Below are 26,164 nucleotides of genomic sequence, written 5' to 3'. Positions count from 1 at the left end.
CATTTGCATTAGATTGCGTCCAATTTATCAATAACCTGTTCAAACTGTCGGCGTTTAATCTGTATGCGGTTGCCATTCATAATGAGCCAGCCAGCGTCCTTGTTTTCCTCTGCCAAGCGTCTTAACTTGTTTTCTCCGATACGGAAATACTTAGACGCTTCTTCAATGGTAAGGGTGTATTTTTCCCATACGGGAATATCGTTGTTATTCATCAGATACCCCCTTTCCCATGTTTTGTGTCATACTGGATATAAGGGATAAGGTCGGTGCGGTTTATCCTCTGTAAATGGGCGGTTAGTTTACTGGAAAGGGAATTGCTGTATCTTGCCTTATCAAGCATAGTTCCCACTTTTTCCAATCCACCTAATGCGTCATGTTCTTCTAAGAAGTAAAAACTTTTGACAGCGGAAATCACGCCACCCTCTGTAAGCCATTGCTGTGTTTCCTCAAGGGAATTTTGCTGTTTTGCTACTTGCAGTTTCGAGACTTCCACAGCCCCTAAAAAGCGTTCCCAAAACCGACACGTTTTCCATCTGCTTTTATTACTTTCGTTTCTGTTTGGCACGACAAAGCGTAGGTTGTTTGACAATAGCCCGAAAGCCAGTTCTCCCAGTTCCAGCGGTCTGTCTTTGAATGTCATGGCAAAAGCATGAGCCTTATCATCACGCAGTTGCATTTCTGTCCGTTTCCAACTGCCGACTTCCTCAAGTGTCTTATTATGTTTTGAACAGACTTCCTTATCCTTATCATAAAAGCGGTAGGACAATCCCGATTTACCAGCACCGATATAAACTGTCTTTGCGGTATCGAAATCGTCAAACTTGCTTTCGTCAAAGTGGTAGCCCTCACTATTCGAGATAAATTCCTCTTTTTCGCATTTCTTCTTTATCTGCTCTATGGTAAAGAATGGCTTTTCGTTCTTATCATCAATGGCAATATCAAGCCTTGTGAAGTGGAAATTATCCAGTCCGTATCTTCGCTCACAACGTCGGAACATATCCCCAAAGGTATAATTCCTACTGTCGAGAATACGGAAAATATCATCACAACCTCTGCCAGTCATAACAAGATAACAGCCTAGCCCTTGTGGGTTATCCTCTGTCTTTCTTGCGTCCCCCGATACATAAATATCTCCAATCTGCCAGCGTGCTTGATAGGTTTTGTATTTAACGCTTGCCGGATAGACATTGAAAAGGTCAGTCGGTAAACCTAAAATGTGCATGATGACATCTTCTGCGGTTGCAGTATCAAATACAATACTGATGTAATCAATCTTAACGGATAAATTTTTGTGTGTAGTTATAGTGCATTACTCCTTTCGTACTTCCCGTTTTTTTGCGGGGTAAAAATCGTGTTTTGTCCTTTATTTATCACAGTTTCTAGGTACTATGACATGTATGCGCAGGGCGGTGTTACATATACGCCCTTTACGAACGCCTAAAGGCGTTCCCTTTCTTCCTGTGTCTGCTCCGTTCTTAACGCTCACGAGCCTTGTAAGGCTCGTGGCTAAACGGAACAGCCCCAGTCAGAAACCTTATTTTCGGTCTGATAGTCTATGCTTATTCATGCTATCAAAATGAAAATACATCTTTTCTATGCTTACTCAAGCGTGTGATTGGCCCTAGCGTGCTTAATCACTCTATCTGATACGATAATAACGCCATTAGAATTACTTGTCAAGAAGTTTTTGTTGACTTTTAGATATATATTAAGTATGATATGCTTATAAATACCAAAAAAAGCAATGAAAGGAGTGTTTATACTAAGTCATGGAGCATTACGAAAAGAAAATCAGTTTCTTAGGAGAGAACATACAGACCATAAGAAAGCATAGAGGAATGAAACAACAGGAACTTGCTGATAAAATCGGTATCAATATGCAGAGCCTTTCCAAGATTGAACGTGGCGTGAATTATCCTACCTTTGATACGCTGGAAAAGATAATGGACGTGCTGGGAGTAACACCCAATGAATTATTGTCGGGAGAATGGAAGTATATTGACCACACCGAGCCCTATATCATGGATATTATCAAACGGGAACAAGACTTCAATGTTTCCTTAGATTACCTGTCTGAAAATGAATTTTTCGATGATGAAAAAGAATGCACATTTTACAAGGCATATAAACTCATACAGTATATCCATAACTACATTACCAATGAGGTTACGGAGTTGGAAGAACTTATGGAAATCAAGCAGTTGATACAGCGTCAAAAACTGGAACGCATGATAAAAGTACATAAGGAAATGCGAGGGTTAGACCGATACAGAGAACAGCCCAAAGAGTATAAATACCATGACCCTTATGATGATTGGATATTTCGTCAGCTTGCGGATATAGACAACAGAAACAACATTCCCGACACTTCTCCACAAGTAGACTTCAATGAAGCAGACTATGAAGATTATCTAAAGGCGAAATGGAACAGAGGTCTTTAATTTCCTCTTGCATGGAAGATACAGCAAACAAAAAGCCCAGTAAAGAGTGCAAAGCACCACCAATGGTGGCAAGGCTCTTGACAGGGCTTTTTCTTTTCTGTGGTAGGTAATCAAGAGGAAGAAAGAAAAAGTGTGTTTGTTCAATGCAGAAAATATTCAAAGGGTATGCTGATTTTTATTGTGGCGGATATATGGAACTGTTATAATATGGTATGAAGAAACGGACAAATAATAAGGTGTAAAGGAGTAGTGCTATGAAAGATAAAAACATTTTAAGTTGTGTGGGAATAATTATTTATATTGCTATGTCTGGAATTGATAGATTTGTTTATCATATACCTAATATTATTTATATACCAGTTGCAATTCTTGGTATTGCTTTAATTTTAATTGGCTTTTTCAAAGATAAATTTAAACAAGAAAATTTCGATTTATAGAACTGAAAATTAAAGATTTAGAAAAGGTGGTAAATATGATAGGGCTAATACTTGGTATTATAATGGTGGTTTTAGGTGTATTCAGTATTATTAAAGGTAAATTGCCCCTTATCAAAAGGTATAATGGGGTAAAAAATATAAAGCTACATTCAAGAATTGAGGGAACAGCTACATTGTTAGTAGGAATTATGCTGATTTTTCAATGTTTTATATCACTAGGAAATGTTGAAATTGTTATCATTATTTTATCAATTTGTATTTTTTCGTTGATACTAGAAATTGCATTAAAAGTAATATAAAAAACCCATTTTGACAATTTCATATCCATACACACAAAGCAGTTAGTCTTAGGATTGACTGCTTTTTAATAAAAGACACCGCTTAGGTGTTAAGGGTGTCTTTTTAGTGCTATTTTATTGTCATATCAAGGCTCACTCAATCGTGGTAAATTCGTGGTAAATTGAATAATTTTCTATACTTCAAATTGCTTGAAAGTATAGTGTTTATGCGAATAATCGAAAATTATATATAAAATTTTTAATAATTCCATACGAAATAATTTATACATAGAAACATTCCTCCTCTTTGGTAACGTTCATAAATATCGTTTCTAAATCATCAGTATCGTTGATTTCTCCCTCATACTTTAGTTTTCCATTGATGATAATTCCGATGTAGGACGCTATATGTTGGATTTCTGCAAGGTTATGACTGGAAACCAAAACCGTAATTTGATTTTCATTCAGTCTTTTTATTAAATCTCGTAATTCTTGAATACCAATAGGGTCTAAACCATTTGTAGGTTCGTCCAAGATAATTAAATCTGGATTTCCTAAAAGAGCTATTGCAATTCCTAATCTTTGCTTCATTCCAAGCGAAAAATTAGAAACCTTTTTCTTTCCTGTCTTATCTATTTTTAATAGTTTTAAAACACGGGTTATTTCATTTTCTGATACTCCTAACATACAAGCGTGTATCAACATATTTTCTTTTGCCGTCAAATTGCCGTAAATTGCAGGACTTTCTATTAAAACTCCTATTTTGTTCAACGTATCTCTTGACCACGGCTTTCCTTTAAAAATAACTTCTCCCTCACTAGGTTTTAATAATCCGCAAAGTAATTTCATGGTTGTGCTTTTTCCCGCACCATTTGGACCAAGCAGACCATAAGTTTCTCCTTTTGGCACTTTCAAAGAAAGTCCTTTAATAATATTTTCGTTTTTGATGTTTTTGGTTAAATTTTTTGTTTCTAAAATGTAGTCCATGTTCTACCGCCTTTCCTTACTTGAAATTTACTTGTCAGTGTATGTATCACTTCAAGCATTTATAAGATAAAACATAATTATAATTAAATTGTAACTGAATTAAAAAAAGGCTTACGAAACATAAAAATTGAATCGTAAGCCTTATATAACTATCCTACAATCTTCCAGTTGCTATCCTTATGTAGCACCAGCTCATACTGTGACACCTGCGTTGCCTTTGTCTGATTATCAATGAATTTCACAGCTACCTTGACTTTCACATTGTCCCCGTCCTTTGTAAAGATAGGGTTTACCAGTTCAGAATAAAGGCAGTCCCTGTCAATAGGTTCAAGCACATTTCCCGATACATAATAGGCAAGTTCCTTTTCTGTGGCTGTCGGGTACAGCTTAAAGAATGTTTCCAGAAATGCCGTAGCGTCATTGATTGTGTCAGCGTCCACGCTGTTGTCGGCTTCTGGTGTCTTTGGTTCATAGTCCGATTTTTCGATTGCTGGGGCAAGGGTAGGGTTCTGAACGATTACCATATTTCCGTCAGCGTCTACATGGACTTTTACGGTATAGGTTGCCTTGACGCTCGTTGTCTGTTCTCCCTCTTTTATCTGCTGATCTACTTCGTAGGTAGCAGAAAAAGTGTCCGTACCAGACTGTTCAATGCTCCATACAAGTACATCTGTTACCGTGGAGCTGGTCGGTATATCTGTCCGAATGGTATCTACATTCAAGTCCTGCAATTCCTTTGTCAGATAACCGCTGATTGCCTGCGTCCTTGCTTCAATCGCTTCTTTGCTGTTGTTCCATGTGTAATAGGACTTTGCAAAGTTCTTCACGAAATTTTCAATACCGCTGGTATCATGTAATCGTAACTGGATTGTTTCTGTTTCGTGTACCGTGTGCATATCAATAGCGGTAAAGTTCTTATATACGCCAAAGCTCACGCTTGCAATAAGCACCGCCCACAATGCAATCACGGATTTTTTATGTGTGCCTACCTTGAAAGTACGCACCTTTTTTTCTTTGGGTTCTTTGATAGTTTCTGTCTGTTTCTTATTCTTTCTAAACATGATGAAATCCTCACTTTCTATTGTTTTACTCGTCCTGCACCGATTAAGTGCTGTTGCCAGTAACTATTCGTTAGGTCTGCATATCCTATCGGGTCGCCTGCATGGTACATCTGTGTCGGGGAAATGACAATACCGACGTGTGTTACATAACTCCCTGCGTCATAGGTGGAATGGAAAAATACCAAGTCGCCAGCCTTTGCCTGTGATAAGGGGATATGCTGGGTTGCGTCATACTGCATTTGTGCCGTTCTCGGTAAAGAGATACCAGCTTTCCCAAAGCACCATTGCGTCAGTCCCGAACAGTCAAAGGACGTGTTGGGATTGCTACCGCCGTACACATACTTCCACCCTTGATATTTCAATGCTTCATTCATAACCTTTTGTGCCAGCTCGCCCGATATTTGAGGAACAGTCAAATACTGATTGACTAATTCCACATAGAACATATTTCCATAGCCATACCGCCAGCCACCATTCTTTGCAACGGCTATCGGGTTGGTGTAGGTTACTTTCTTTCCACCCGATTTTTCTTTTGCGAAGTTTTCCGCAAGATTGTATGTATGCTTCTTACCTTTTCCAGCTACATAACCCACATAGCCACCGCCATAGTTATAGGACTGTATCGCTACATTCAAATCGTCGATACCTTGACTTTTGCAGGAAGAAAGCAGGGACGCAAAATATTTACACCCCTGCTTGATTGAGCTTTCCGTATCTAAAGAATTAGGCGGTAAACCAAGACTTTCCGAACTCTGCATGACATCTTCTGCCGTACCGCCACTTTCTACTTGAATGATAGCCAGCAACACATTGACATACTCGGAAATGCCGTATTCTCTGGCGTACTTTTCCACCATAGGCTGATGTTTCAACACTTCTGCGGATAGGTTCATACCACCAAAGGAAGAAGAATAGTTACCGCCCCCGTCGTCGTCCTCTGCACTAATCAGCACCCCGAAAAACAATACAATGGAAATGAGGATAGGAAACAGACTGCCGATAATGGCGATATGCTTCAATCTCATTTTTTCTTTCGTCCTTTCTGTAATACGGTCTTACGGTTTTTCTCGGTATTTACTTCCGATTGCTTCGTAGTTTGTGTCTGTTGAACCTTTGTCCTGCGTTCTTTCGTGTAATTCTGGCGTGTTTCCTGCGATACGGTCTTTTCTACATTCTGTTTATGTAGTAGCTGTTCAGATTTAGTCGTTTTTATGTCAGAACCACCCGAAGATAGCGGACGTTCTTTCACAGCATTTGTCTTGACTGGTTCACTTGCTTTAGAAGTGGTCGCTGTGGCAGGGCGTTTGACTTCCTGCATTTTTTCCACGCTCGGCTTTGCGGTTGTGGCTGGTCGTTCATGTGGACGGGTAGCTCCTTTTGTCGCTGATCCGTCCGTATGCGTTCTTTCCTGCCTTGCTTCTTGTGCCTTTTGAAGTTCCATTCGCTTGTCAGCGATATTTTTCTTATGCTGTTGCTGTTTTTCTAAACGTCCCGATTGCCGTTCTTTCTGTTCCTGCACGATACCACGCTTGAAATCGGAAACACTGGACTTTGCCTTTTCCTTTGCGGAGTGGACGGCATAAGCGGTCTGTGTCGGCATATCTTTGATATTCTCTTTGACGGCGTTTGCCTTGTCTTTCACTTTATTTTTCGTATCTAAGACAGCACCGACCTTTGAGCCTGCACGATTTCCAAAACTGGAAGAAGTGTTGCTTCGTGAAAAGGTTTGTTTATCTTTTTGAGGATTACTCCTTGAAGAACCATTACCCGATAGCATAGCTCCCGTAACTGCACCCGTGCCAGCTCCAACCATACTTCCATGACTAACAGCCCTTGCGATACGGTGTTCCATACGCCTAGCCCTATGTCGCATGAACAGATACGGTCTGCGGAATATCCTGCGTCCCATGCTTTGACTGTCGCCAGCGTTTAAGCTGAACATACTCATTAAGTCGCCCAGTTTCATGTAGATACCTGCAAAGCACACTATCTGCAAGAACGCTATCATAAAGAACGGATAGTCTGTGGAAATGTTGTAAAACATACTGGAAATGCTAAACGCCACCGTTACAATGAGCGTTATTCCTGCCCGTGTCATTATGGTATTAAATACCCTTACGATTGCCTGCTTTGCCATGCTTTCATAGCTCGGTATCATGGAGAGTAAAAAGCTGATAGGCAAGAACATAGCGAAGATAATAAAAAGTATCTGGCTAAATATCATCATGCCCGTAAGCAAGAATACAAATATCGTGATACCAAGATTGAAGAACAAGAGGAAGAACACCATACCCAAGCGGTTAATGACCTGCGGTATCGTCAGATTGTTGTTGTCGTTATCCTCGATTTCTGTTTTTACGACTTCCTCTCTTGTTTCGCCGTCCTCGTCCTCTGGGCTTGCTGATACGAGAGCTTCGACACGTTCTGCCCCGATTTCCTCTGCGTTGCTGTTGCCAAATTGAAGCAAGAGCCACGGCTGTTGTACTTGAATGGAAAACAAGCTGTCCCGTATCAAATCCACGCTATCCCTGCCCTCACTGTCAGAATTAGGGAGCATGATTTTTGTTCCCAAGTCCAATGAAGCGGTGCTGATGTCGCTTGAAAAGTCATTGACTTTCTTAATGTAGTTGGGAGCATAGGCAATAAACGAAGCCGACAGAATGAACACCACAACAAAGTTGATAACGGCGTGTAATGCCTTACTGGTTTCCCGTTTGATTAGTCCCGTATAGGCAACATACATTCCCACCACTAAGATAATGAGAAGCAGGAAACCGACATAAAATCCCGTAGAAGAAAAGCCGTTCTCGGTAACGCCTGCAAGGGTCTGTATGCTTTTTCCGATACTGTCTGCCATATCGTTGATAAAATCCAGCTTGTAGGCTTCCTGCACCACATAGCCCGTTGCATTGGATAGGTAAAGGCTTATCGTCCAGACAAAGTTGGTAATGCAGTAAAGCCCGTACTGCACCGATTTTCCGATACCGTCCAGCCAGTTCCACGGCAACCACGACCAGCTATTATCCACATAAAAATCAAGCTGGTAGTTGGAAAGCGGATATTTGGAATAAAGATTTTCTGCGTTTATGGTATCGTCCACAAGCCCCGTCGCATGAGCCACCGTCCCCAGAAGTGAAAGCAGGATAAGGGAAAGTGCCACGACAAACAGAGCCATTTTGAGAAAGTGGAAAATCTTCTTTTTTGTGAACGCACCTTTTATCCTTTCTTTCATCACTCCACCTCATTTCTTTTCACTGGCGGTCTGGTATCAAAGGCGTGTAGCAGTTCTTCAAAGACTGGGTGTATCTGCACCACACCGACACGTCCGTATAAGTCCTGCAATAAACATTGTCCGTTCTCCAAATCACGCAAGCGTTTCTGGTTGTTCTCGTCGTCCTTGTCGATACCGAAAAATTCTAAGGTCTGCTTTATCTCGTTAATATCAGTAGAACGGAAAGCGAATTTCAAGCCGATATTGTTTTTCAGACTTTCTTTTGACACGTCCCCAGAAGATTGTGTAACAAAATAAACGCCTGCCTGCATTGCACGTCCAGCACGCACCAGCTTATTTGATAAGGTTTCGCCTTGTGCCACATTTAAGAACGCCCACGCTTCATCAAGGTCTACGATTTTGAAAATAGAACGGTCGCTGTGAATAAAATCTAAAGCAAAGGTACTAATCACAATAAGCATAGACACCGACAATAATTCAATGGTTGTGTATTCCTCAAAGGTCGTGTCCTTATCTGGCAGTACAAGGTCTGCTACTTGAATGATATTGAGCTGGTTATCTAAACTGATTGCATTTTCTACCGTACCGTCTGAAAACAGCAGGTGTGCAAAGTCGTAGTCCGTGAAGCTGTCGATATGGTCTGCGATATTTCTTGATATGGGTGTATCTTCACGGCGTAGCTCGTCTATCACATGAAGTAAGCCCCGTTTGTCGCTTTGGGTAACGGCACGAACTGCTTTACGAAGTACGGGGAATTTTTCGCCGTCCCTAGAGGAAATACCCGTAAGGAATGTTAAGATGTCGATTGCCAGACTTTCAGCGTCTTTTACATTTTTCATAATCACGAACGGGTCAAGAAGTCCTGCATTGTCCTTGTCGCTGGTAAGATTTACGATATTGATTTCATGGGCTATCTCTGGGAGTGTTTCTTTCCAATTTCCTCTTTCACTCTTAGGGTCTAAGATAACTGCTTGTCCCCCAAAGAGAACCGAATAATAGACAAGCAGATTGTTGCAAAACGACTTTCCACCGCCAAGCGAACCGACAAAGGCAGACGCTAACGCATTGGTAACAGTGCCTTTTACACCCTGCGAAGCTAAAGACGGTTGCAGGTACACATTTCTTCCCGTATCAACGGAATAACCAATATAGATACCCGTGTTTTCTCCTAACTGCTGTGTAGCACCAAAACCAAGCCCTGCTAGAAAATCACTTTTAACATACTGCACATAGTCATTGATGTATCGCTTGCTGGCAGGAAGAAATTCAGAATGAAGCCCCAGCATATCGCCAGCAGGACGCACCAGCTTTACATTGAGGTCGTCGTAAAAGTCCTTGACTTCATCACAACGGCGTTTCAGCTCGTCAAGATCGGGTGCAGACACCCGTATGACGTAGCTTAACTTATACATACTTTCTTTGCTCTGGTCTAAATCGGTTTCCAACTCGTCCACGCTGTCTAATGCGTCCACCACATTTGAGCTGGTTTCACTTCCTGCTTGATAAGCGTGATTGTCAAGGTCTTTCAATTCCTTTTTCTTGTTGCGGACTGTCGTTAATGCTTTTCGGTTTTCCACGATTTCTACATTCATAGAAGTATCAACGGGGAATGTGAATTGCTGTTGCTGGAAATAGAAGATTTCAGACGACGGAAAATCAAGCTCCCCGACAATCGCATTGACGGTAAAGTAGGACACATAGCTTTCCTTGTCCTCGTGTTCCAATCGTAAATACCGCTGGCTTTCCTCAATCACACACCTTGTCGGACGGATAAGGTCGTAGTATTTTATCAGCGTTTCTTTCTTATAGTTCTTCTTTGGTATCTGGTACTCATAATCTTCATAGGCGATACCGTCCCTGCCGTAAAGATGTTCCATGAGATACCCAAAATCATGGATTTCCAAGCGACGCACCTTAAAGCGACGGGAGATTTTATTCTCCAGTAACTTTTCCATTTTCATGTAACGGTTGATTTCATCATTCGGCATGGAAACAAAATCATTCATCAGCGTGTGATTGACTTCATGGAGAAATTCTTTAAATGTCAGCCACGCCGATTTTTTGAGGTTCTTCAGATTGAGCTGTTCTTCCGTAACCATGAGCTTAAAGCCAAGAAAAAAGCGGTAGTCCACTTGATTGTCCCCAATCATAGAAACCAACGCCTCGGTCTGTTCGTCTATTTTTTCTAATGCCACTTCACGAAGTTTCCCCGTTACTAATCGTTTGGATTGTTCCTGCATACTTCGTATGGAGCTTTCCGTCGCTATCTGCAAGGCATGGATTTTACCCTCACGGGACTGTGCGATAAGCTGGCGAAAGCTGTCATGCACGATAAACTTTTCTTCTGCGGATAGAAAAGAATAGTTGTAGGGTATCAGCTCATAGTAAGCGAACACCTCATTGTCCTTGTTCCAGACAAGGTTGTTGTCAATATATTTTATCGGAAACATAGTTCATACTCCTTACTGCCGTAATATTTTCATGTAGTATCTGCTTATCCAGTTTTACGGCTTTTCCTGCATAAGTGATTTTCGGACGCAACGCATAGGTTATCTGTGATTTCAAAAAACTGTAAGGCTTCTTGCCGTCAAAGGTTTTCTGGCTCATAAACCAAGTGAGGAAAACGGGAATACCGAAGTATTTTAGAAACGCCCCCTCAATCATGGAAAGTGGCGGTAAGTCCCCAAACAGAATGATGATAAATTCCGTAATCACAAACCATGTAATCTGTGCAAAGGTAACGGGAAAGGGCAAGTTAAAATCGTTGATGGCATACAAGACTTTTTCCACGTTCCAGATACCCGTGTAACTTTTAATCTTTTTCAAGTTCTTTCAGCTCCTTTCTTTATTCCTGCCGTGTTTCTCACGGCATAGAGGTATCCCTTGTGGGATTTCGTAAGTTCTAAATGAGAAAAGGACAGCCATGTTTCAGACTGTCCCTCAATAAAATCGCTGTCAGTAGCAACAATGCTGTTGCTGATCTTCCAGCTTATCGTTTGATTTCACACATACCGTACCTTGTTTCGATAAAGTAATCTTCAATCTCAATATCTCTGCCGTAGGCTTCACAGTCTATGTAATGGTAGAGGGCAGGCGGTATCTCGCCAAGTGCATTTTCTTCATAAATTTTTTGGTATGCCACATCTTCCATACTGTTGCACCCAGAATAGCAGATAATATCGTCGATATGGTCTGCCAGTTCTTCGACACTTCCGTAATAAGAAACAAAATCGTCCAGCTTATCCAATACTTCCTCTGGAAAATCTTGTATCAGTTCATAGATACGGTTCAGTTCATCAATGGACGTGTATTCTTCAATCTTCATCGGGAAGTTTTCAGTATCGTGTATTGCGTATTCTTCATAGCGTCCGTTTAAGCCGATACGTTCTCTAATTTCTTCCTCATTTAAGGGAAAACGAAACCAAGCCCCTTTGACACCGCCCTCAACATAATCGCCTAAGTTTGCGATATAGACTGCCATATCATCAATGCTCATCAGACCACCTCATTTCTAGGGCAGTTCATAAATGCCGTGTTCCGTTTCCACGAAATGTCCGTTATCGTCCAGATATTGTCCGTAGGCTTCAAAATCGAAATATCGGACTAGGCGTTCGTCAATCTCTGCAAAGGCAGGGTCATTGTCGAGCAGATGTTTCGCCACATCAGCCATGTTCTTACACCATGAATAGTGGATAATGTCGTGTCGGTGGCTGTGCAGTTCGTCAAGGTCAGTAAACCAGCATAACAGCTCCGCACAATCTTCTTTCAAATCCGCTGGCAGACTTGCATAGGTGGAATAAAGGTCATTGAGCCTTTCGACGCTGGTATCTTCCCGTACATCATCAGAAAAGGGGAGTGCTTTGTCTACAATGCGGTAGTTCTCGCTTTCTGCGTCTATTCCCAGCTTTTCTAAAAATTCTTCCTCGTCAATCGGCAGGGTAAACCATGCGGACAATAGTTCCTCATTGGTTGCTTGTGTGCTTTCGATACACACCCTTAATTCATTCATACGTTTTCACGTCCTTTCTTCAATGCTTCTGCTATGACGGCATAGGGAACGCCGAATACATAGCGTGTAAAATCTTCTAATTGTTTCGTCGGATAATCAGCAAGGCAGATACGCTTTAATTCAAACCACACCGCACGACGTTTGTAGGGCAGGTCTGAAATATATTGACAGCCGATTTTTGCCTGCATATCCGTAAAAATATCATTCAATGTATCACTTCCAATCTTGATAAATCTTAAATTTAGGTATGAAAAAAGCAGTCAATCCTAAGACTAACTGCTTTGTATGTATGCTGGTATGAAGTTGTGAAACTGGGATTTGTCGTCTGTTCTATTTTTTTAGATTTGTTATAAAACCAGAAATAGCAGATATAAGCCACCCCAAGCCAATAACAATTAACGCAATTTTCCACCCTATACCATTATCAAAAACAAAGATAAATGTATATAAAGCGAATAAGCTAATAGGAATAGCAAGTCCATATAACACTAAATGAAATTTTCTCATTTTTTCTTTATCCATTTCTTTGTTACCTCATTAACTTCCAATCTTTTTACTTCTCGCTATAATCATATCACTTTCATACCAGCACTACAATGAAAATCATTATGCACCGATAATCTTATTGAACAGTTCCAGCAACACGTCTTTTACACCGCCAGCATTGAACACCAATCCGACGGCAACAAGGGCAACCACCAAGAACCCAATGAGTTTTGAAAACTCACGTTTGAACCCTAAATAGATACCGATTACCACGATTGCCATTAACACTAATGACTGTGCGTTGCTTAAAAACCATTGATATAAATTTTGACCGAAATTCATTTAATTGTCCTCACTTTCTTTTCTTTGATTTCTTCCATGTGTCTGTCAGCTTCTTTGCCGACGCTTATAATACACATCAAGACTACGCCGATACCCATTCCAAGCGATACCAGCAGTAAGTCTTTTCCTAATTCCCACATTTTTCATCACTCCTTTTCCTTGACAATCATATCCTCAACCGTAGCGGTCTGTTGCTTGATTATCTGGTGGTGGCGTTCCGTCAGCCTTGCCTGCTGTTCAATCGTTTCCAAATAGTCGGTCTGATTGTCTTTGTCTATCTTTTTCAACATTTTCAAGGTCGGGGCAACCTGCCTTTGTAGCCAGTTGAGCGTCCGCTCCAATGTGTAAGGCTCTGGCTTTGTCGTCAGCTTCACGGGCGGTCGCCCCTCACCAATGAACCAAGACCAGCGGGCATTGGTTTTCCAGTCGCTTTTTCGCTTGTCTGGTTCTTTATCGGCAAAACGGATATACTGATTGATGATAGAAAAAGCAGTCTGCTCTGCGTCGTAATTCGTCAGCAGTTCCCGTACCGCATAATAGGCACGCTCATTTTTCAAACGTATCTCAAAGCGGTTTTTAATCGGGACTTCCTCAATCGGTATTCCCAGCTTTGCGTACTGTTCATAGTTCTTTTCATAACAGCAGAAGTACACTTCACTGGAAAATGAACCGATATACAGCGTATGCCCCATACCGCCTTTGTCCGCTTCGTTGTGCTTTACCAGCTCGCCAGAACCATAATTCTTAAAGGAACGGAATTTAGAGATACATTCTTCGTTTTCGCATTTCTTAATCAGTTCTGGAATATCCAGCAGTCCCGTTCTGTCATTGATTGCAAGGTCAAGGCGTTTCATCACGCCACCCTCAACCAAAGCGTCCATGAAGAAGTCATACCAGCTTCTTTCTTGTGCCAGCAGATAACTTTCAAACTGGCGACAGCCTTTGCCTTTCAGTTCCAGCAGGACGCCTTTTTCTTCATCAGCGGAAGTGTAGATAACCACGTCCCCGATATAGTAATGCTCCGTGTATTTGTAATGCCCGTAATCTTCATGGAGCATATAGTTGATATTCAGCTTTAGAATATCTTTGATGATGTGCTTTATATCCATTGTGGGAAAACGGATACGCACATAGTCGAACAGCAGGAACATAGGATTGTCGGGATTGAATTTTTCCACGGCTTCAAGGAGCTTGTGTTTCATATCCTCTGTCAATGTTACCCTGCCAGCTTCGATACGGCTTAAATGTTCTCGGCTGATACCAGCCATGATTGCAAGCCTTGTCTGCGTTACGCCGTAATCACAGCGTTTCTCTTTCAAGGCGGTTAGAAAATCAGTTTCATTCAGTTGTCATACCCCCAGTCGTGATATTTTTGTGATTTTGTGATAATTTCAAGGCTTTATCACAAACGGCGAAAGGTACGAAAAACCCTTATTTTATGCGGACTTGCAAAGGTTTTTGTGGAAGTTTCCGCCGTAATTGTGCCCCTCTGTTAGATAATGAGGGGCTTGTATATGCTGGCGTGGCTAACGCCACACCAGCAACAACGGCATACACGGTCTGGTTCGCTTCGCTGACCGTTCCTGCCGTTTCGGTGGACTATCCGTATACATTCATACCCATATACAAAACAATGAAGTCCATATCCTCGTTTTCGCACAGCTCTAAGGCTTCTTCGTCAAGCTCATATTCATGTTGCATACGCATAAATATGGATTTATCCATAACGATAAACTGATAACAGAACGTACAATTTAAGAACGTCATTTCTTCTTCAAGAGGAATTGAGAACAGTAACGGTAATTCCTGCTGTCTGCGTTCTGCTTTTTCCAATAGCTCCCTCATTTTCGCATGGTAACGCTCAATCGGGTATTCTTCTGATTGGTAATAGTCCATATCGCTGGAAAAATCCAAGTCATCAATGAAGTTGCCGAAATTTAGGCAAATCCCTTTTGTGCTTGCTTCTCCCGTTTCATTTCTTAATTCCATTTCCATATAACTCATAATGTTTTATTCTCCTTTTCTTGTTGTTCTGGCATGACTTGTCTTTGTTCTGCAAGCCTGCCGATTGTCTGTAAAAAATCATGTCCTTTTGGGACTAACGGCGTGTAAAATTCACTTATTACGCTTGTTCCCACATCACAATAGCCACGTCCTTTGATACGCTTCTGAAAAAACTGTTTCTTCACATCTGAACCGAACAGCATACCGTAACCAAGCTCACTGATACGCCCCAGTCCTACACGAAAGTTGAAGTTATCCCTTATCCCGTCCGAGAAATATTTTGCGTCTGGTCTTTGACAAGCGACGATAAGGAAATATCCTGCCTGCCGTCCCAGCATGACGATTTTCTTTAACTGGCTAAGTAGGCTCGTACTTTCTTTTATCCCAAGCATTTCAAAGAACGCCACATATTCGTCAAAGATTAAAAAGCAGGGTGGCAGTTCCAGATAGGCGTAGTTTTCGCCCGTCTTATAATCTGGGTGTCGCTTCATTTCCTCGCTTCGCTGTACCATGCCCTCATAAAACGAATTGACGCAATCTATCATTTCTTCTTTGGTGTGATACACATTTCCCATAACTGTTCCTAAGTCTGCAAGGTCAGCGTTCTTCGGGTCTAAGATGTAAAGGACAGCGTTGGTATGTAGTAAGGCTTCAATGAGCGTCAGCAGAAAATAGGTTTTACCGCCACCAGTCCCACCAGCAATCAAAGCGTGAGGGAGTGCGTCATATTCCCAGACAAGATTTTTCATCAGTCTAAGACAGCCGTTTTCTGCCCGTACTTCATCAATGGTAATACGGTTTGCTATCATGTCATAAAGCAGGGTGTATTCAATATATCCGTCATGTAAGGTCTTGTCGGTCAATTCACAATACAAGCCACTTTCCAATTTATCCTCTAACCGTAAAAGCTGGTCTTGATATTTTCCTAACGTAATTTCACAGCGGATATGGAGCAGTCCCTTTTCCATTTGATAATAAATCTTTGGAAACCAGACGATTTTTTCCCTTGATCTGCTTTGCAGGTCAGTGAAAAAACCGCTGTCTTGTACGGTATCAGCTTCATACCACTTATTTTCCAGTACCATTCGTGCCAGCTTTTGACGGTGTAATAGTTTCTTGAAACTGTCATAGCAGAAACGATAATACAGAAGAGCGACCAATGCACAAACACCAGTCGCTATCAGTATGGTTATGAAGTTGTAAGGGGAAAGCGTCAAGCCGTTGTCTAACAAGCTGAAATGCTCCCAATCGGTACGCATGAGCTGTTTCATATTCAGTAGCAAAAGAACTGCCACGAATACAAACAGAAGTGTACCAGCACAGAAACGATATACTAAGCCTTTGTCGCTGGCTCTGATACGCTTTCCCTTGTATTTATAGAATGTCATAAATGCTCCTTTCTTTGCATGGAAAAAGCGGTCAATCGTAATGACTAACCGCTTAATGAACATAAAATTATTTTGCTTGCTTTTTTAGAATAGTATAACTTGCAACTAAAACCACGAAGAATAGTAATATGAAAGTTAAAGTATGAAATATTCCATTTGGATAAGGTGCTACCCAGCCTTGTTTGAAAACAAGGATAGAAATATATCCCGTAATCATAGAAATAGGCATAAAAGTAATCCCAATTATATTAAACCAACTTACATAAAATGTTGCTTTTTCTTCTGATAATATTCTTGCAATAAAATACCCAATAATTCCTACCGCTTGAATAATCATTGAACCTGCAACAACTTCCATTGTTTGCAATTCATACCAGCCACCAAAAGCACAGAGTAACCCAATAGCAACAAAAGCTGTTGATGAGATATAAAGTATTTTACTTGCAATCTCTTTACTCTTTTGTTCTTTATCATTAACTGGCTCAATGCCCTTTAGAATGTAATCAGTAGTTACTCCAAAAAAATCGCTCATTATAATTACTTTTTCTAAGTCTGGTGTACTTTGCTCACTTTCCCATTTAGAAACAGCTTGTCTTGAAACACCAACTTTATCAGCAAGTTCCTCTTGTGATATTCCTTTCGTTTTTCTTAAATATTGTATTCTGTCTGACATATTCATTTTTAGCACTCCTTTCTTCATGGTTATTGTACCAATATTGGCAGTTGCACAGCCACCATTTAGGAATGGAAATATGTCAACTGACAGTTGCAATCGTGTTTTTTGCGAAATATTCAAATATTTTTGATTATAAATCGTGCTTTCAACATATTCACATTATAACAATTTTTCACAATCGCTACAATGAAAACCTAATGTATCAACTTATTTCTTCGGTTGTCCCTGCGGTGTATGGTTCTGTGGATTGCCAGTTTGATTGCCTTTGTTCTTCAAGACAATATCATCAGCCTTGATATACCAGTCCACAACCACACCTCGATAGTTGGCATTTGCCACCGTATCGGCTACGGGATTGACAAGCTCCACCTCTGCATTATACGGATATTCCTTGACTGGAATATCCGCAGGGATTGACACTTGTATCATGCGTTCCTGCACACTGCATTTTAAATCATAGGTTCTTCTTGTGATTTCCTCACTGGTTGAGCCGTCGTCGTTTTCTGCTCGCACCTCATGTCTAAGTGCAGAGAATTTCAATGTTCCGAATGTCTTTTCTTTGTCTAATACAATACCGTTTGCTAATCTCATAATCATTTACCCCCTTACTTGCTTTCCTCGACTGGCAACATATCATCAGCCGTTAAAATATAGTTTGTAAAGCCACGTCCTTTGACATTTTTACCGTCAGCGGTAATCTTCGGATTGATAAGTTTTACCCTCTGCTCTGGTTTAAAGTGCTTTTCGCCTGCTTTCGCTGGAATGGTTACGATAATGTCGTCGGCTCTCTGCACATCAGAGTACAAGTTATAGCTTCTTGATACGGGCATAAAGCGTCCGTTCAAGCGTTGCTGGTTTACATTGTTTTCCCCAGCAAATTCCAAGTTTCCAAAAGTCTGTGCCATGTTCGGCACTACATATTTTAATTCCATATTGTTTTACCTCGTTTCTTTCTGTTGTTTTGATTGATTTGTTCTATTTCTTATTCTGGCGGTTAAGGAAGTACCAGCAATCCCACAGATAGTAAAGGGTAAACTGTATGCTTCGCACCCTTGACTATCCGTGTTCTTGCAGGTTGTTAGCAGACAAGCCAGAATAAGAGGAAGTCTGCTGTTTGACAGCTTCGGTGGAGAACGTGATTTTTCTTTCATCATATCGTTACCGCCTTATGATTTTTTCACTTTACGGCGTTTGTAAAGATATGTTCCAGCCAGCCCAGCACCAGAAGTCAGAAGAAGTGCAAGCAGTCCGTAAAGGTTGGTACTGTCGCCCGTTTTTGGACTGTCTGTTTTCTTTGGTGTATCGGGTGTCTGTGGTGTTTCTGGCTTCTCTGGTTCTTTGGGTTCTTCGGGCGTTTCGGGTACTTCTTTGATAGTAACCGTCTGTCCGTCGTCCTCAATGTCTTTGTGTTCCGTAACCTTTTTCGGTTCATCTGGATTGCTTACATCATACAATTCTTCAAAGGTTACAAGCTGTTTACCGCCAAGAGAAGAAGCGTCAAAGGTAAAGGCAATCTCTACTTTCATGCTTTCTTTATCAGCGATAAAGGTATAGTCATTCTCTATACGTTTGCCGTCAATGATAAGCTCAGCATTTTCTTCTTTCAACATCTGCCAGCCTACAAGCTGATATTTTGTACCGATTTCCAAGCCCTCTAAAGTAACCGTATCAACGATTGTAACGTCTTTTCCTGCTTCAATCTCTTTGTTGCCGTCTTTATCGGTAGCGGTTGTATGTATCTTGATGATACGTTCGGTAATCAATACCGTTTGCCCGTCGTCCTCAATGTCCTTGTGTTCCGCAACTTTTACGGGTTCGTCTGGATTGCTCAAATCGTATAATTCCTCGAATGTTACCAGATTTTTACCGCCAAGCTCGGACGCATTGAATGTATAGGAAATTTCCACTTTCATAGCTTCATCATCAGCGACAAAGGTATAGTCATTTTCTACACGCTTTCCGTCAATGATAAGCTCGGCGTTTTCTTCTTTCAGCATTTGCCAGCCTACAAGCTGATACTTTGTGCCTTTCTTCAAACCGTCTAACTTGACGGTATCAACGATTGTTACCTCTTTTCCTGCAAGGATTGTCTTTTCGCCGTCCTTGCTGGTTGCTGTGGTATGGATTGAGATTTCTTTTTCGTATTCATCAGTCAAAGTTCCTAAATCAATCACACGATTATTTCTTGATACTACGATTTCAAATGGTGGGATAAGCTCAAAACCCTTATTGCTTTCACATCTCAATTCTTCAATGATGTAAGTATCATAAGGCAATGCCCCTTTGCTGTCGTCTGGTTCAGAAGTTCCAAACCACACACCGTCCTCACTGGTCTTTCCTGCGTTGGTATTGTGCTTATGACTAGCCCATTCAGCAGAAGTAGAGAACTGTCCGTTATCATCAGTTACCACGATATGACTTTCTCCCGTCGTCTTGCTTGTGATCCTAAACGGAACATCAGCAAGACGCTTGTGTGTTCCTGCACCGATTTTTACGCCCTCAATATCGCCACGCTTAATCTGATTGTAGATAGAATGGGTTGCGTCGGTTAAATCAACGATTTTTCCATTTTCTGTGATTGTAAAATCAATCGGTTTTGCACCGTCAGTCAAGTAACCGTCGGGAGCTTCACTCTCAACGATACGGAAGTTTCCATAAGGTAAGAGGTCGGCAGAAGTAGAAGCGATACCCTCAATATCCGTATGGATTGTCTTTACCACTTCATTTTTCTTGTATAGCTTGCCCTCAACCAATACCGCATTATCATTTAAGGAAATGATGTCAAAGGCAGTATCTTTCAAGGTCGCACTTCCTTGTGGCTTTGTATCGCCAGTTTCTAAATCTCGTTTCTGAATTTTGACACCGCCACGGATAACCTTGTCTGATACGGAAAACTGGTTACTTCCAGATAATACGGCAAGGTTGCCGTCCTCGGTAATCTGTGTTACATATAAGCCTTTCATCTGTTCGGACTTATCGCCAGCCTGCATATATGCACCGTCCAATAAGTACCCGTTTGGAGCTTTTGTTTCCTCAACGGTTAGCGTTCCTAAAGGAAGAACCGCTTTTCCGTCCTGCATATAGAAGCTGTCGCCAGATACTTTGTATGCGTCAGCTAATTTTGTAACATAATGGACTGTACCGTCGCTGTCCTTTTCAGCGATTGTCTTTGTCGTCCATGTACGAGTAGCTTTTTCTGGAAGATTGTTCTTGTTGTAATAACCGTCATAATATTTCCATGTAAACTCCGCACCTGCCAGAGAAGCGTTCCCTTGTGGGTTGTCTTTCTGTGTTTCCATGTCGATTTTGAAAAGCTCAATCAAAGTGTCTGTTACTTTCGGTGTATCAGATACATTCAAGGTCGCTGTTTTTCCGACTTCTACCTTTAAGGAATAGACCGTATCATCAACCTTATATCCTTTCGGAGCGGATAATTCCTTGATATAAACTGTTCCTGCTTTGACCTCTACAATCTCTGTATTGCCGTTACTATCAGTCGTAAGGGTAGCAAGCTGTTTCGTGCAGTCTTTATCAGAAAAGACACCGTAAGTTGCACCAGCGATAGAGTAATTCCCGTTACCGTCTGTAATGCTGGCATTACTAGAAGATTTCTTCAAGGTGGCATTTCCGACGTTTAAGTTCGCCCAGAACTGTCCTAGTTCCTGCCCCTCGCCAGAGTAGATATAACCGCCACATTCATAACGTCCTTTATTCTCTTTGACAAAGGATTTCGCCCCTGCGAAAACTTCGTCCTGCGTTGCCTTTGGTATTTCATCATAAGAAGCTCGCACGTTGTCGCATTGCCAGCCCAGATGAACGCTTAATCTCTGCCAGACCACAAGCTGTCTTAAAAGGTAGGCGTGATTGTTGCTTATTCCGCTGTGGCTGTCTGTGTACTGTTTTACATATTCAATGGATAAGGCAACGTCGCTTATCTGGTCGGCAGTCATGCGTGAGCTTGCGTCAGTTCTGGTCTTATAGCCGTTCTTAAAATCTGTGTTAATGTCGATACAATAAGCGCCCTCGCCCTCAACGGTCAAATGCCCCTCATTAAAGGTAGAACCAATCGAACCGTCATTCATTACTTTTTCAACGATACCGACACGCTCATTGGATTGCGTCCAGTATTGCTTACTTTCTGCATGAACGGTTGTACTCGGTAAGGTGGTAACGACAGTCGCTAGGGCAAGTACGCCCGTACACAATCGTTTCAATATCTTTTTCATAAATCTAATGCTCCTTTCATTTTGGGTAATAAAATAGCCGTCCATAAAGAACGGCTGGAAATAGAAAAGGAACGTCATTTTTAGGCGTTCCATAGTCTATGAAATATTCAATTTTTTGTTGTTTCAATACTGATGTGCTGTATTCATAACTTCTTAAATCGGGTTAAATCAACGTATCAAGGCTCGCTCGCAGGTAGTAAATTAGTAGTAAAATGAATGTTTTGAACCCTTATAAAAGCGAATACAGCTAGGTTTTTAGGGGATAATTGGACTTTTTATTGTGATATTCTGATAATAGTTATTATAAATTTCATATGATTCTTCTAATGTCATGTTTGTCCTCTTCTCTCTTCCATTTCATTTTGCTTTTCTTTAAAACGCATTTACCCCGGAAGAGAAATTTCTTTTCTTCCGGGGTAAATGCGTTCTTCCTATACCTCAAGCGGGGCATGCAGACTGCGGAAATGATTTTTCAAACACGCTCCAGCGTCCACTACAGAATTCTTTTTCTCTGTCCCTGTTGTTTTTTCAAAAATTCTCAAACAGCCCATCAATTAATCTGCTGTTCTCTACGCGATTGGCTAATTTTTCAAGTTCTTCTGTTACTTCTCCGCCCAGTTCCTGGTAGAATTCAAGCAATCTTTCCTGGCGTTCCTCGCATCCTGGCACTTTTTCCCATTCACGCGCCATTTTTTTGGAAAACAGACCGTTTACGTTATAAGTTTTCTGTATCTCCTGTTCTCCGTAATACTTCAGATCAATTTCTCTTTCTGCCGGCTTTGCCAGTTCCGCGCGCATCTGGCCGATAATAAAGTCCATGGAAAATGCAGGACTCTCCCATTCCAAAAAAGCACGGTACATTTCCACATCGGTATCGACGTCTCTTGGAAATCCCGGTGCTGACATGTATGGTGTCCGTATGTCTCTCAGATTGAAAAACAGAGTTGCATACCAGTTCAGATGCTCGAAATGTGTCTCTAACAGATAACGCAGCAGCGGCACATTTCCGGCTTTCATCACCTGATCCGGCTCTGCAAATTCGATTAATCCTGTGTAGTGTTCCAGCATGTATTCTGTCAGCTCTTTCCCCGCACCGGCAACTGCCTGACCCAGTGCCTCTTTTTCTCCGTACGCCAGGCTTGCGCCATCGATATCATAATGGTCGATGCAGTAATCCAGCATCTCCGGACTGCCGGACAGAATCGCCGCTGTGAGAATACCCGGGATATAAAAATCTCCGACAATCGTTTCCCGGCGAATGCTGTAATAGGTTTTTCTGGCTCCCGGAATACGATCCCATTCACAGGTGTATTCCCAGTACTCCATATTTTCTTCCGTCATTTCCTCGTCTTTTGCTTCAAACATCTGCAGCAGGGAAACGTTTCCGCTCATCACAGCCGCCAGATAATTGGGCGCATCGGTCCAGCACAGTTCTTCATGAAGATACATCTTTCGGAACGCAACGACACCGTATTTATCCATGCTGATAAATTTCTTTGCAATTTTCTCCAGATGGGACGACTCCTGTACCTGAAGAAGTCCGTCAATCGTTGTGGCAGATTCGAGTGCCCACAGGCAGACATCTTCCCTGCCGCAGCCTCTTCCATACCAGTAAGTATAGGCGGCCAGCGGAATGGCATTTCGGTTATACTGGTCTGGTTTCAGTTGATTTTCATCAAAGAATCTCTTGATTTCTTCCAGTTCTGCGTCCTGATCCAGGAGTTCCCGGATCTTTTTCGTATCCCAGACTGTTTTTCCGATATCATTTAAGGCTGTGGATTTTTTCAGGTGTACTTTCTGCAGTTCTTTCTCAAAAATCTCTCTTTCTACTGGGTTCATTGCATTTAAGACTGTCTCTTTCATTCGTTTTTCCTTCCATAATAATCTCTTTTTTCTCTTGTTAATTTCCTGTTCTTTTTGTTTCATCTCCATAAAGAAGCGCCTCTCCCAATGCTTCGATTTTGCCCCTGCAGACTACCGGGTTTTCCAGTTTGTAATGGTCGAAACCATATTCCAGCATTCCCATATCCCCTGAGAGAATGAGTGCGGTGAGTACATTTGGAATACAGAATTTTTTCGAAACGTTTTCCCGGCCTATCGTATAGCAAGGCAGCTTTCTGCTCCTACAAGGGGCAAATTCTTCCTTCCAGCCAAGGTCTTCTTCTTCATCCTCTTCTTCCATTTGTCTTTCCTTTTCAAATGCCTGCAATAGTGCAATATTGCCACTTAAAATAGCAACCAGCGTATTCGGTGCATCCGTCCAGAAGTTCGCGGATTCCTTTTGTATTCCAGACCGCTTTTCCTGCATCCCGGAAAGAGTGCGTCTGTTTTGTGTACACTTTCTGCAATTCTGCTTCCAGGATTTTTCTTTCCTTCGGATTCATTTTGTTTAAAACAGCTTCCTTCATCTTATATCTCCCCTTCCAATCTTCAGCGCAAGGCTGCTTTCCTTCGCTGTTTGCTGTTTTTTTCGTCAGGTATCCTTAAAACAAGGGTACCACACTCCTTACCTTTTCGCATTCATCCGTCAGATGAAAACGGATATTTTTCATTCATCTGTCAGATGAATTTTCTCGTTAATGTTCACTCAGTACCTGAACACTTGCTGTTCAGGTACGTAAGAATGTGATTCAGGTGTGAACAGCCCTCCTTTTGCGAAGCAAAACTCTAAATGAGGGCTGCTTACGTTACTGTTCGCAGGACACCTGTGAACAGTAACATTTTCTCCCTTGTAATCAAATGCCCTTTATGATAAGGTTAAGATATCTTTAGATTTGACTTTTATTCGTAGCTATGTCTGTAAATCATGCAGACACTTCCATTTAGAAAGGAGCAAATACCCCCGATGGGAATCTATCTAAACAGCAGCAGTGCTTTTGGATTATTTCGCAGAGATTGTCTATCAACCTATTTCATAGATAAATCTTCTATCTTAAAAGAACTTGTTCCACTCGTTGAATCAGATGATTATGATCCGGAAAAAACCGTTTTGAATTCTCAAAACAGTCAAAAATATGTGGCGATTACCAGACCGCGCAGGTTTGGAAAAACCGTCATGGCCAATATGATTGCTTCCTACTTTGGCAGAGGAATTGACAGCAGTAAAATTTTTGATCGATTAGCTGTCTCTCAGTATCCCTGGTATCAAAAGCACTTAAACCAGCATAATGTGATTCATATCATGTTCAATGAGATTCCTGCTGAAATCACCGATTATAACCATTATATAAACCGCATAAAAAAAACGCTGCTTCTGGATCTGCAAAAAGCTTACCCAGATGCTGCGATTGAAAAAGAGGACTCGGTATGGGATGCGTTGACCAGAATTTACGAATATTGTAACCAGGAACAATTTATTTTTATATTAGATGAGTGGGATTACATTTATCATCAGCCTTATATGACCGATGCAGATAAGACTGCCTATACCAAATTTCTGAGCAATCTTCTGAAAGATAAAGCTTATGTAGAAATGGCCTATATGACCGGTATTTTGCCAATTGCAAAATATTCCAGCGGTTCTGAACTGAACATGTTTTTTGAATATTCTATGGCAACCCGCGCAAAATTCAGCGAATATTTTGGGTTCACGGACGATGAAGTCAATCTGTTATATCAAAGATATTTGCAAATAGAAAAAAATCCTTCCGTTACGCGGGAAGGATTGGAATTATGGTACGATGGCTATCAGACCGCAGGCGGAAAAAAACTCTATAACCCACGCTCTGTCGTAGGGGCTTTAAGTGACAATCAATTGGGAAATTACTGGACAAGTTCTGGTCCGTACGATGAAATTTTCTATTATATCGGCGCAAATGTAGATGCTGTAAAAGATGATATTGCTCTTATGGTCGCCGACATTCCCGTTCCTGCCAAAATTCAGGAATATGCGGCAACGTCTATGGAACTGAAAACAAAAGATGAAATTTTTTCTGCCATGGTAGTCTATGGATTTTTAAATTATTCCAAGGGTTATATATCCATACCAAACAAAGAGTTGATGGACAAATTTGCCGAAGTAATTCAAAGAGAACCATCCCTTGGAAATGTTTACAAGCTTGCGAAAGAATCCGGCCGAATGCTTGCAGCTACAAAAGCCGGCGATACGAAAACAATGGCCGAACTGCTGGAATACGCACACAACACCCACAGCCCGCTGACACTGTATAACAATGAAGCGGAACTGGCTTCTATCATTCGCTGGGTATATTTGAAGGCTTTAGATTTTTATCGTATTGAACGGGAAGATAAAGCCGGTATCGGTTATGTTGATTTTATTTTCTATCCATTTCAAAAAAATGATGATGCCATTATCATAGAATTAAAAGTTAACCACTCTGCTGATGAAGCCATCCAGCAAATCAAAGACCGGCAGTATGCATTACGTTTTGAAGGAAAATTTGGCGAAAAAGCGGAATATACCGGTCGTATTCTCGCGGTGGGTATTGCTTACCATAAAGACGATATCAAAAAACTTCATGAATGTAAGGTGGAGGTTCTTCGTGAGAAAATTGTCTGATGCAGTTTTTCTGTCTATGAGAGACTGTGAGAAAAAGTCTGTAAATAAGATTCTTCTATGATATGCAAGGGTGGTGAG

28 protein-coding genes are annotated in these 26,164 nt (G+C 41.3%); 4 read left to right on the top strand and 24 right to left on the bottom strand.

The features are described 5' to 3' along the window. Positions 1-8: 8 nt before the first annotated feature. Both DWX32_RS16770 and DWX32_RS16765 read right to left on the bottom strand, forming a co-directional pair. Complete coding sequence (locus tag DWX32_RS16770; protein WP_002607397.1) at positions 9-212, bottom strand: excisionase; 204 nt, start codon at positions 210-212, stop codon at positions 9-11. Next, positions 212-1,273 carry a replication initiation factor domain-containing protein gene (locus DWX32_RS16765; protein WP_279220380.1) on the bottom strand — a complete coding sequence of 354 codons (1,062 nt, stop codon included), beginning with the start codon at positions 1,271-1,273 and terminating at the stop codon, positions 212-214. The genes DWX32_RS16770 and DWX32_RS16765 overlap by 1 nt, the downstream gene beginning before the upstream one ends. A gap of 496 nt (positions 1,274-1,769) precedes the next feature. Between DWX32_RS16765 and DWX32_RS16760 the strand changes: the two genes are divergently transcribed. The 3 genes from DWX32_RS16760 (at position 1,770) to DWX32_RS16745 (ending at position 3,177) form a co-directional block, all read left to right on the top strand. Further along, entirely contained in the window at positions 1,770-2,441 is a 672-nt protein-coding gene (locus DWX32_RS16760) for a helix-turn-helix domain-containing protein (RefSeq protein ID WP_002322214.1), read from the top strand. A 254-nt stretch (positions 2,442-2,695) separates the two neighbouring features. Beyond that, positions 2,696-2,878, top strand: coding sequence for a hypothetical protein (locus DWX32_RS16750; protein WP_118660662.1), 183 nt, complete (start codon positions 2,696-2,698; stop codon positions 2,876-2,878). Positions 2,879-2,913: 35 nt separating this feature from the next. Next, entirely contained in the window at positions 2,914-3,177 is a 264-nt protein-coding gene (locus DWX32_RS16745; protein ID WP_055221194.1) for a hypothetical protein, read from the top strand. 261 nt (positions 3,178-3,438) lie between these two features. Here DWX32_RS16745 and DWX32_RS16740 read toward each other — a convergent pair whose 3' ends face one another. From DWX32_RS16740 to DWX32_RS16630, 22 genes are all read right to left on the bottom strand, one after another. Further along, positions 3,439-4,143, bottom strand: a complete 705-nt coding sequence (locus tag DWX32_RS16740; RefSeq protein WP_002317719.1) for a lantibiotic protection ABC transporter ATP-binding subunit — start codon at positions 4,141-4,143, stop codon at positions 3,439-3,441. Between the two features lie 149 nt (positions 4,144-4,292). Next, entirely contained in the window at positions 4,293-5,204 is a 912-nt protein-coding gene (locus DWX32_RS16735; RefSeq protein ID WP_002317720.1) for a conjugal transfer protein, read from the bottom strand. 17 nt (positions 5,205-5,221) lie between these two features. Beyond that, a complete protein-coding gene (locus tag DWX32_RS16730) occupies positions 5,222-6,229 on the bottom strand; it encodes a C40 family peptidase (protein ID WP_002317721.1) in 1,008 nt (335 codons plus the stop codon). Next, positions 6,226-8,436: a CD3337/EF1877 family mobilome membrane protein gene (locus tag DWX32_RS16725; protein WP_118660660.1), complete on the bottom strand. Its 2,211-nt coding sequence runs from the start codon at positions 8,434-8,436 to the stop codon at positions 6,226-6,228. Before DWX32_RS16725 ends, DWX32_RS16730 begins: the two co-directional genes overlap by 4 nt. Then, complete coding sequence (locus DWX32_RS16720) at positions 8,436-10,886, bottom strand: ATP-binding protein (RefSeq protein WP_117557166.1); 2,451 nt, start codon at positions 10,884-10,886, stop codon at positions 8,436-8,438. Before DWX32_RS16720 ends, DWX32_RS16725 begins: the two co-directional genes overlap by 1 nt. Continuing rightward, on the bottom strand, positions 10,864-11,262 hold the full coding sequence (locus DWX32_RS16715) for a conjugal transfer protein (RefSeq protein WP_118660658.1): 399 nt from the start codon (positions 11,260-11,262) through the stop codon (positions 10,864-10,866). The genes DWX32_RS16720 and DWX32_RS16715 overlap by 23 nt, the downstream gene beginning before the upstream one ends. A gap of 163 nt (positions 11,263-11,425) precedes the next feature. After that, positions 11,426-11,932: an antirestriction protein ArdA gene (locus DWX32_RS16710; protein ID WP_002317725.1), complete on the bottom strand. Its 507-nt coding sequence runs from the start codon at positions 11,930-11,932 to the stop codon at positions 11,426-11,428. A gap of 15 nt (positions 11,933-11,947) precedes the next feature. Continuing rightward, entirely contained in the window at positions 11,948-12,445 is a 498-nt protein-coding gene (locus tag DWX32_RS16705; protein WP_002317726.1) for an antirestriction protein ArdA, read from the bottom strand. Further along, a complete protein-coding gene (locus tag DWX32_RS16700; protein ID WP_002317727.1) occupies positions 12,442-12,654 on the bottom strand; it encodes a hypothetical protein in 213 nt (70 codons plus the stop codon). Before DWX32_RS16700 ends, DWX32_RS16705 begins: the two co-directional genes overlap by 4 nt. A 121-nt stretch (positions 12,655-12,775) precedes the next feature. Then, positions 12,776-12,967 (bottom strand): hypothetical protein, encoded by a 192-nt coding sequence (locus DWX32_RS16695; RefSeq protein WP_002317728.1) that lies wholly within the window; start codon positions 12,965-12,967, stop codon positions 12,776-12,778. Between the two features lie 84 nt (positions 12,968-13,051). Then, on the bottom strand, positions 13,052-13,273 hold the full coding sequence (locus tag DWX32_RS16690; RefSeq protein ID WP_002317729.1) for a hypothetical protein: 222 nt from the start codon (positions 13,271-13,273) through the stop codon (positions 13,052-13,054). After that, positions 13,270-13,413: a DUF3789 domain-containing protein gene (locus DWX32_RS16685; RefSeq protein WP_002317730.1), complete on the bottom strand. Its 144-nt coding sequence runs from the start codon at positions 13,411-13,413 to the stop codon at positions 13,270-13,272. Before DWX32_RS16685 ends, DWX32_RS16690 begins: the two co-directional genes overlap by 4 nt. Before the next feature lie 6 nt (positions 13,414-13,419). Next, complete coding sequence (mobT, locus tag DWX32_RS16680) at positions 13,420-14,619, bottom strand: MobT family relaxase (RefSeq protein ID WP_002319753.1); 1,200 nt, start codon at positions 14,617-14,619, stop codon at positions 13,420-13,422. Positions 14,620-14,872: 253 nt separating this feature from the next. Beyond that, positions 14,873-15,277, bottom strand: coding sequence for a hypothetical protein (locus DWX32_RS16675; protein ID WP_118660656.1), 405 nt, complete (start codon positions 15,275-15,277; stop codon positions 14,873-14,875). Continuing rightward, complete coding sequence (locus DWX32_RS16670) at positions 15,274-16,665, bottom strand: FtsK/SpoIIIE domain-containing protein (protein ID WP_118660676.1); 1,392 nt, start codon at positions 16,663-16,665, stop codon at positions 15,274-15,276. Before DWX32_RS16670 ends, DWX32_RS16675 begins: the two co-directional genes overlap by 4 nt. A gap of 67 nt (positions 16,666-16,732) precedes the next feature. After that, positions 16,733-17,344 (bottom strand): helix-turn-helix domain-containing protein, encoded by a 612-nt coding sequence (locus DWX32_RS16665; protein ID WP_002317734.1) that lies wholly within the window; start codon positions 17,342-17,344, stop codon positions 16,733-16,735. 204 nt (positions 17,345-17,548) lie between these two features. After that, on the bottom strand, positions 17,549-17,932 hold the full coding sequence (locus DWX32_RS16660) for a YdcP family protein (RefSeq protein WP_002317735.1): 384 nt from the start codon (positions 17,930-17,932) through the stop codon (positions 17,549-17,551). 14 nt (positions 17,933-17,946) lie between these two features. Continuing rightward, on the bottom strand, positions 17,947-18,273 hold the full coding sequence (locus DWX32_RS16655) for a YdcP family protein (protein WP_002317736.1): 327 nt from the start codon (positions 18,271-18,273) through the stop codon (positions 17,947-17,949). A 234-nt stretch (positions 18,274-18,507) separates the two neighbouring features. Further along, positions 18,508-21,567 (bottom strand): SrtB-anchored collagen-binding adhesin, encoded by a 3,060-nt coding sequence (locus DWX32_RS16645; RefSeq protein ID WP_118660654.1) that lies wholly within the window; start codon positions 21,565-21,567, stop codon positions 18,508-18,510. Between the two features lie 528 nt (positions 21,568-22,095). Continuing rightward, positions 22,096-23,430, bottom strand: a complete 1,335-nt coding sequence (locus DWX32_RS16640; protein WP_147398225.1) for a hypothetical protein — start codon at positions 23,428-23,430, stop codon at positions 22,096-22,098. Between the two features lie 37 nt (positions 23,431-23,467). Next, on the bottom strand, positions 23,468-23,749 hold the full coding sequence (locus DWX32_RS16635; protein WP_118594516.1) for a hypothetical protein: 282 nt from the start codon (positions 23,747-23,749) through the stop codon (positions 23,468-23,470). A 13-nt stretch (positions 23,750-23,762) separates the two neighbouring features. Then, positions 23,763-23,975 carry a hypothetical protein gene (locus DWX32_RS16630; RefSeq protein WP_118594517.1) on the bottom strand — a complete coding sequence of 71 codons (213 nt, stop codon included), beginning with the start codon at positions 23,973-23,975 and terminating at the stop codon, positions 23,763-23,765. 437 nt (positions 23,976-24,412) lie between these two features. On the opposite strand from DWX32_RS16630, the gene DWX32_RS16625 reads away from it, so the two are divergent. Next, positions 24,413-26,086 (top strand): AAA family ATPase, encoded by a 1,674-nt coding sequence (locus tag DWX32_RS16625; RefSeq protein WP_118594518.1) that lies wholly within the window; start codon positions 24,413-24,415, stop codon positions 26,084-26,086. Positions 26,087-26,164 lie beyond the last annotated feature (78 nt).

Origin of the sequence: Blautia sp. AF19-13LB, from assembly GCF_003479105.1 — a bacterium.
Lineage (GTDB): Bacteria > Bacillota > Clostridia > Lachnospirales > Lachnospiraceae > Fusicatenibacter > Fusicatenibacter saccharivorans.
This window is presented reverse-complemented; position numbering and strand designations above follow the sequence as displayed.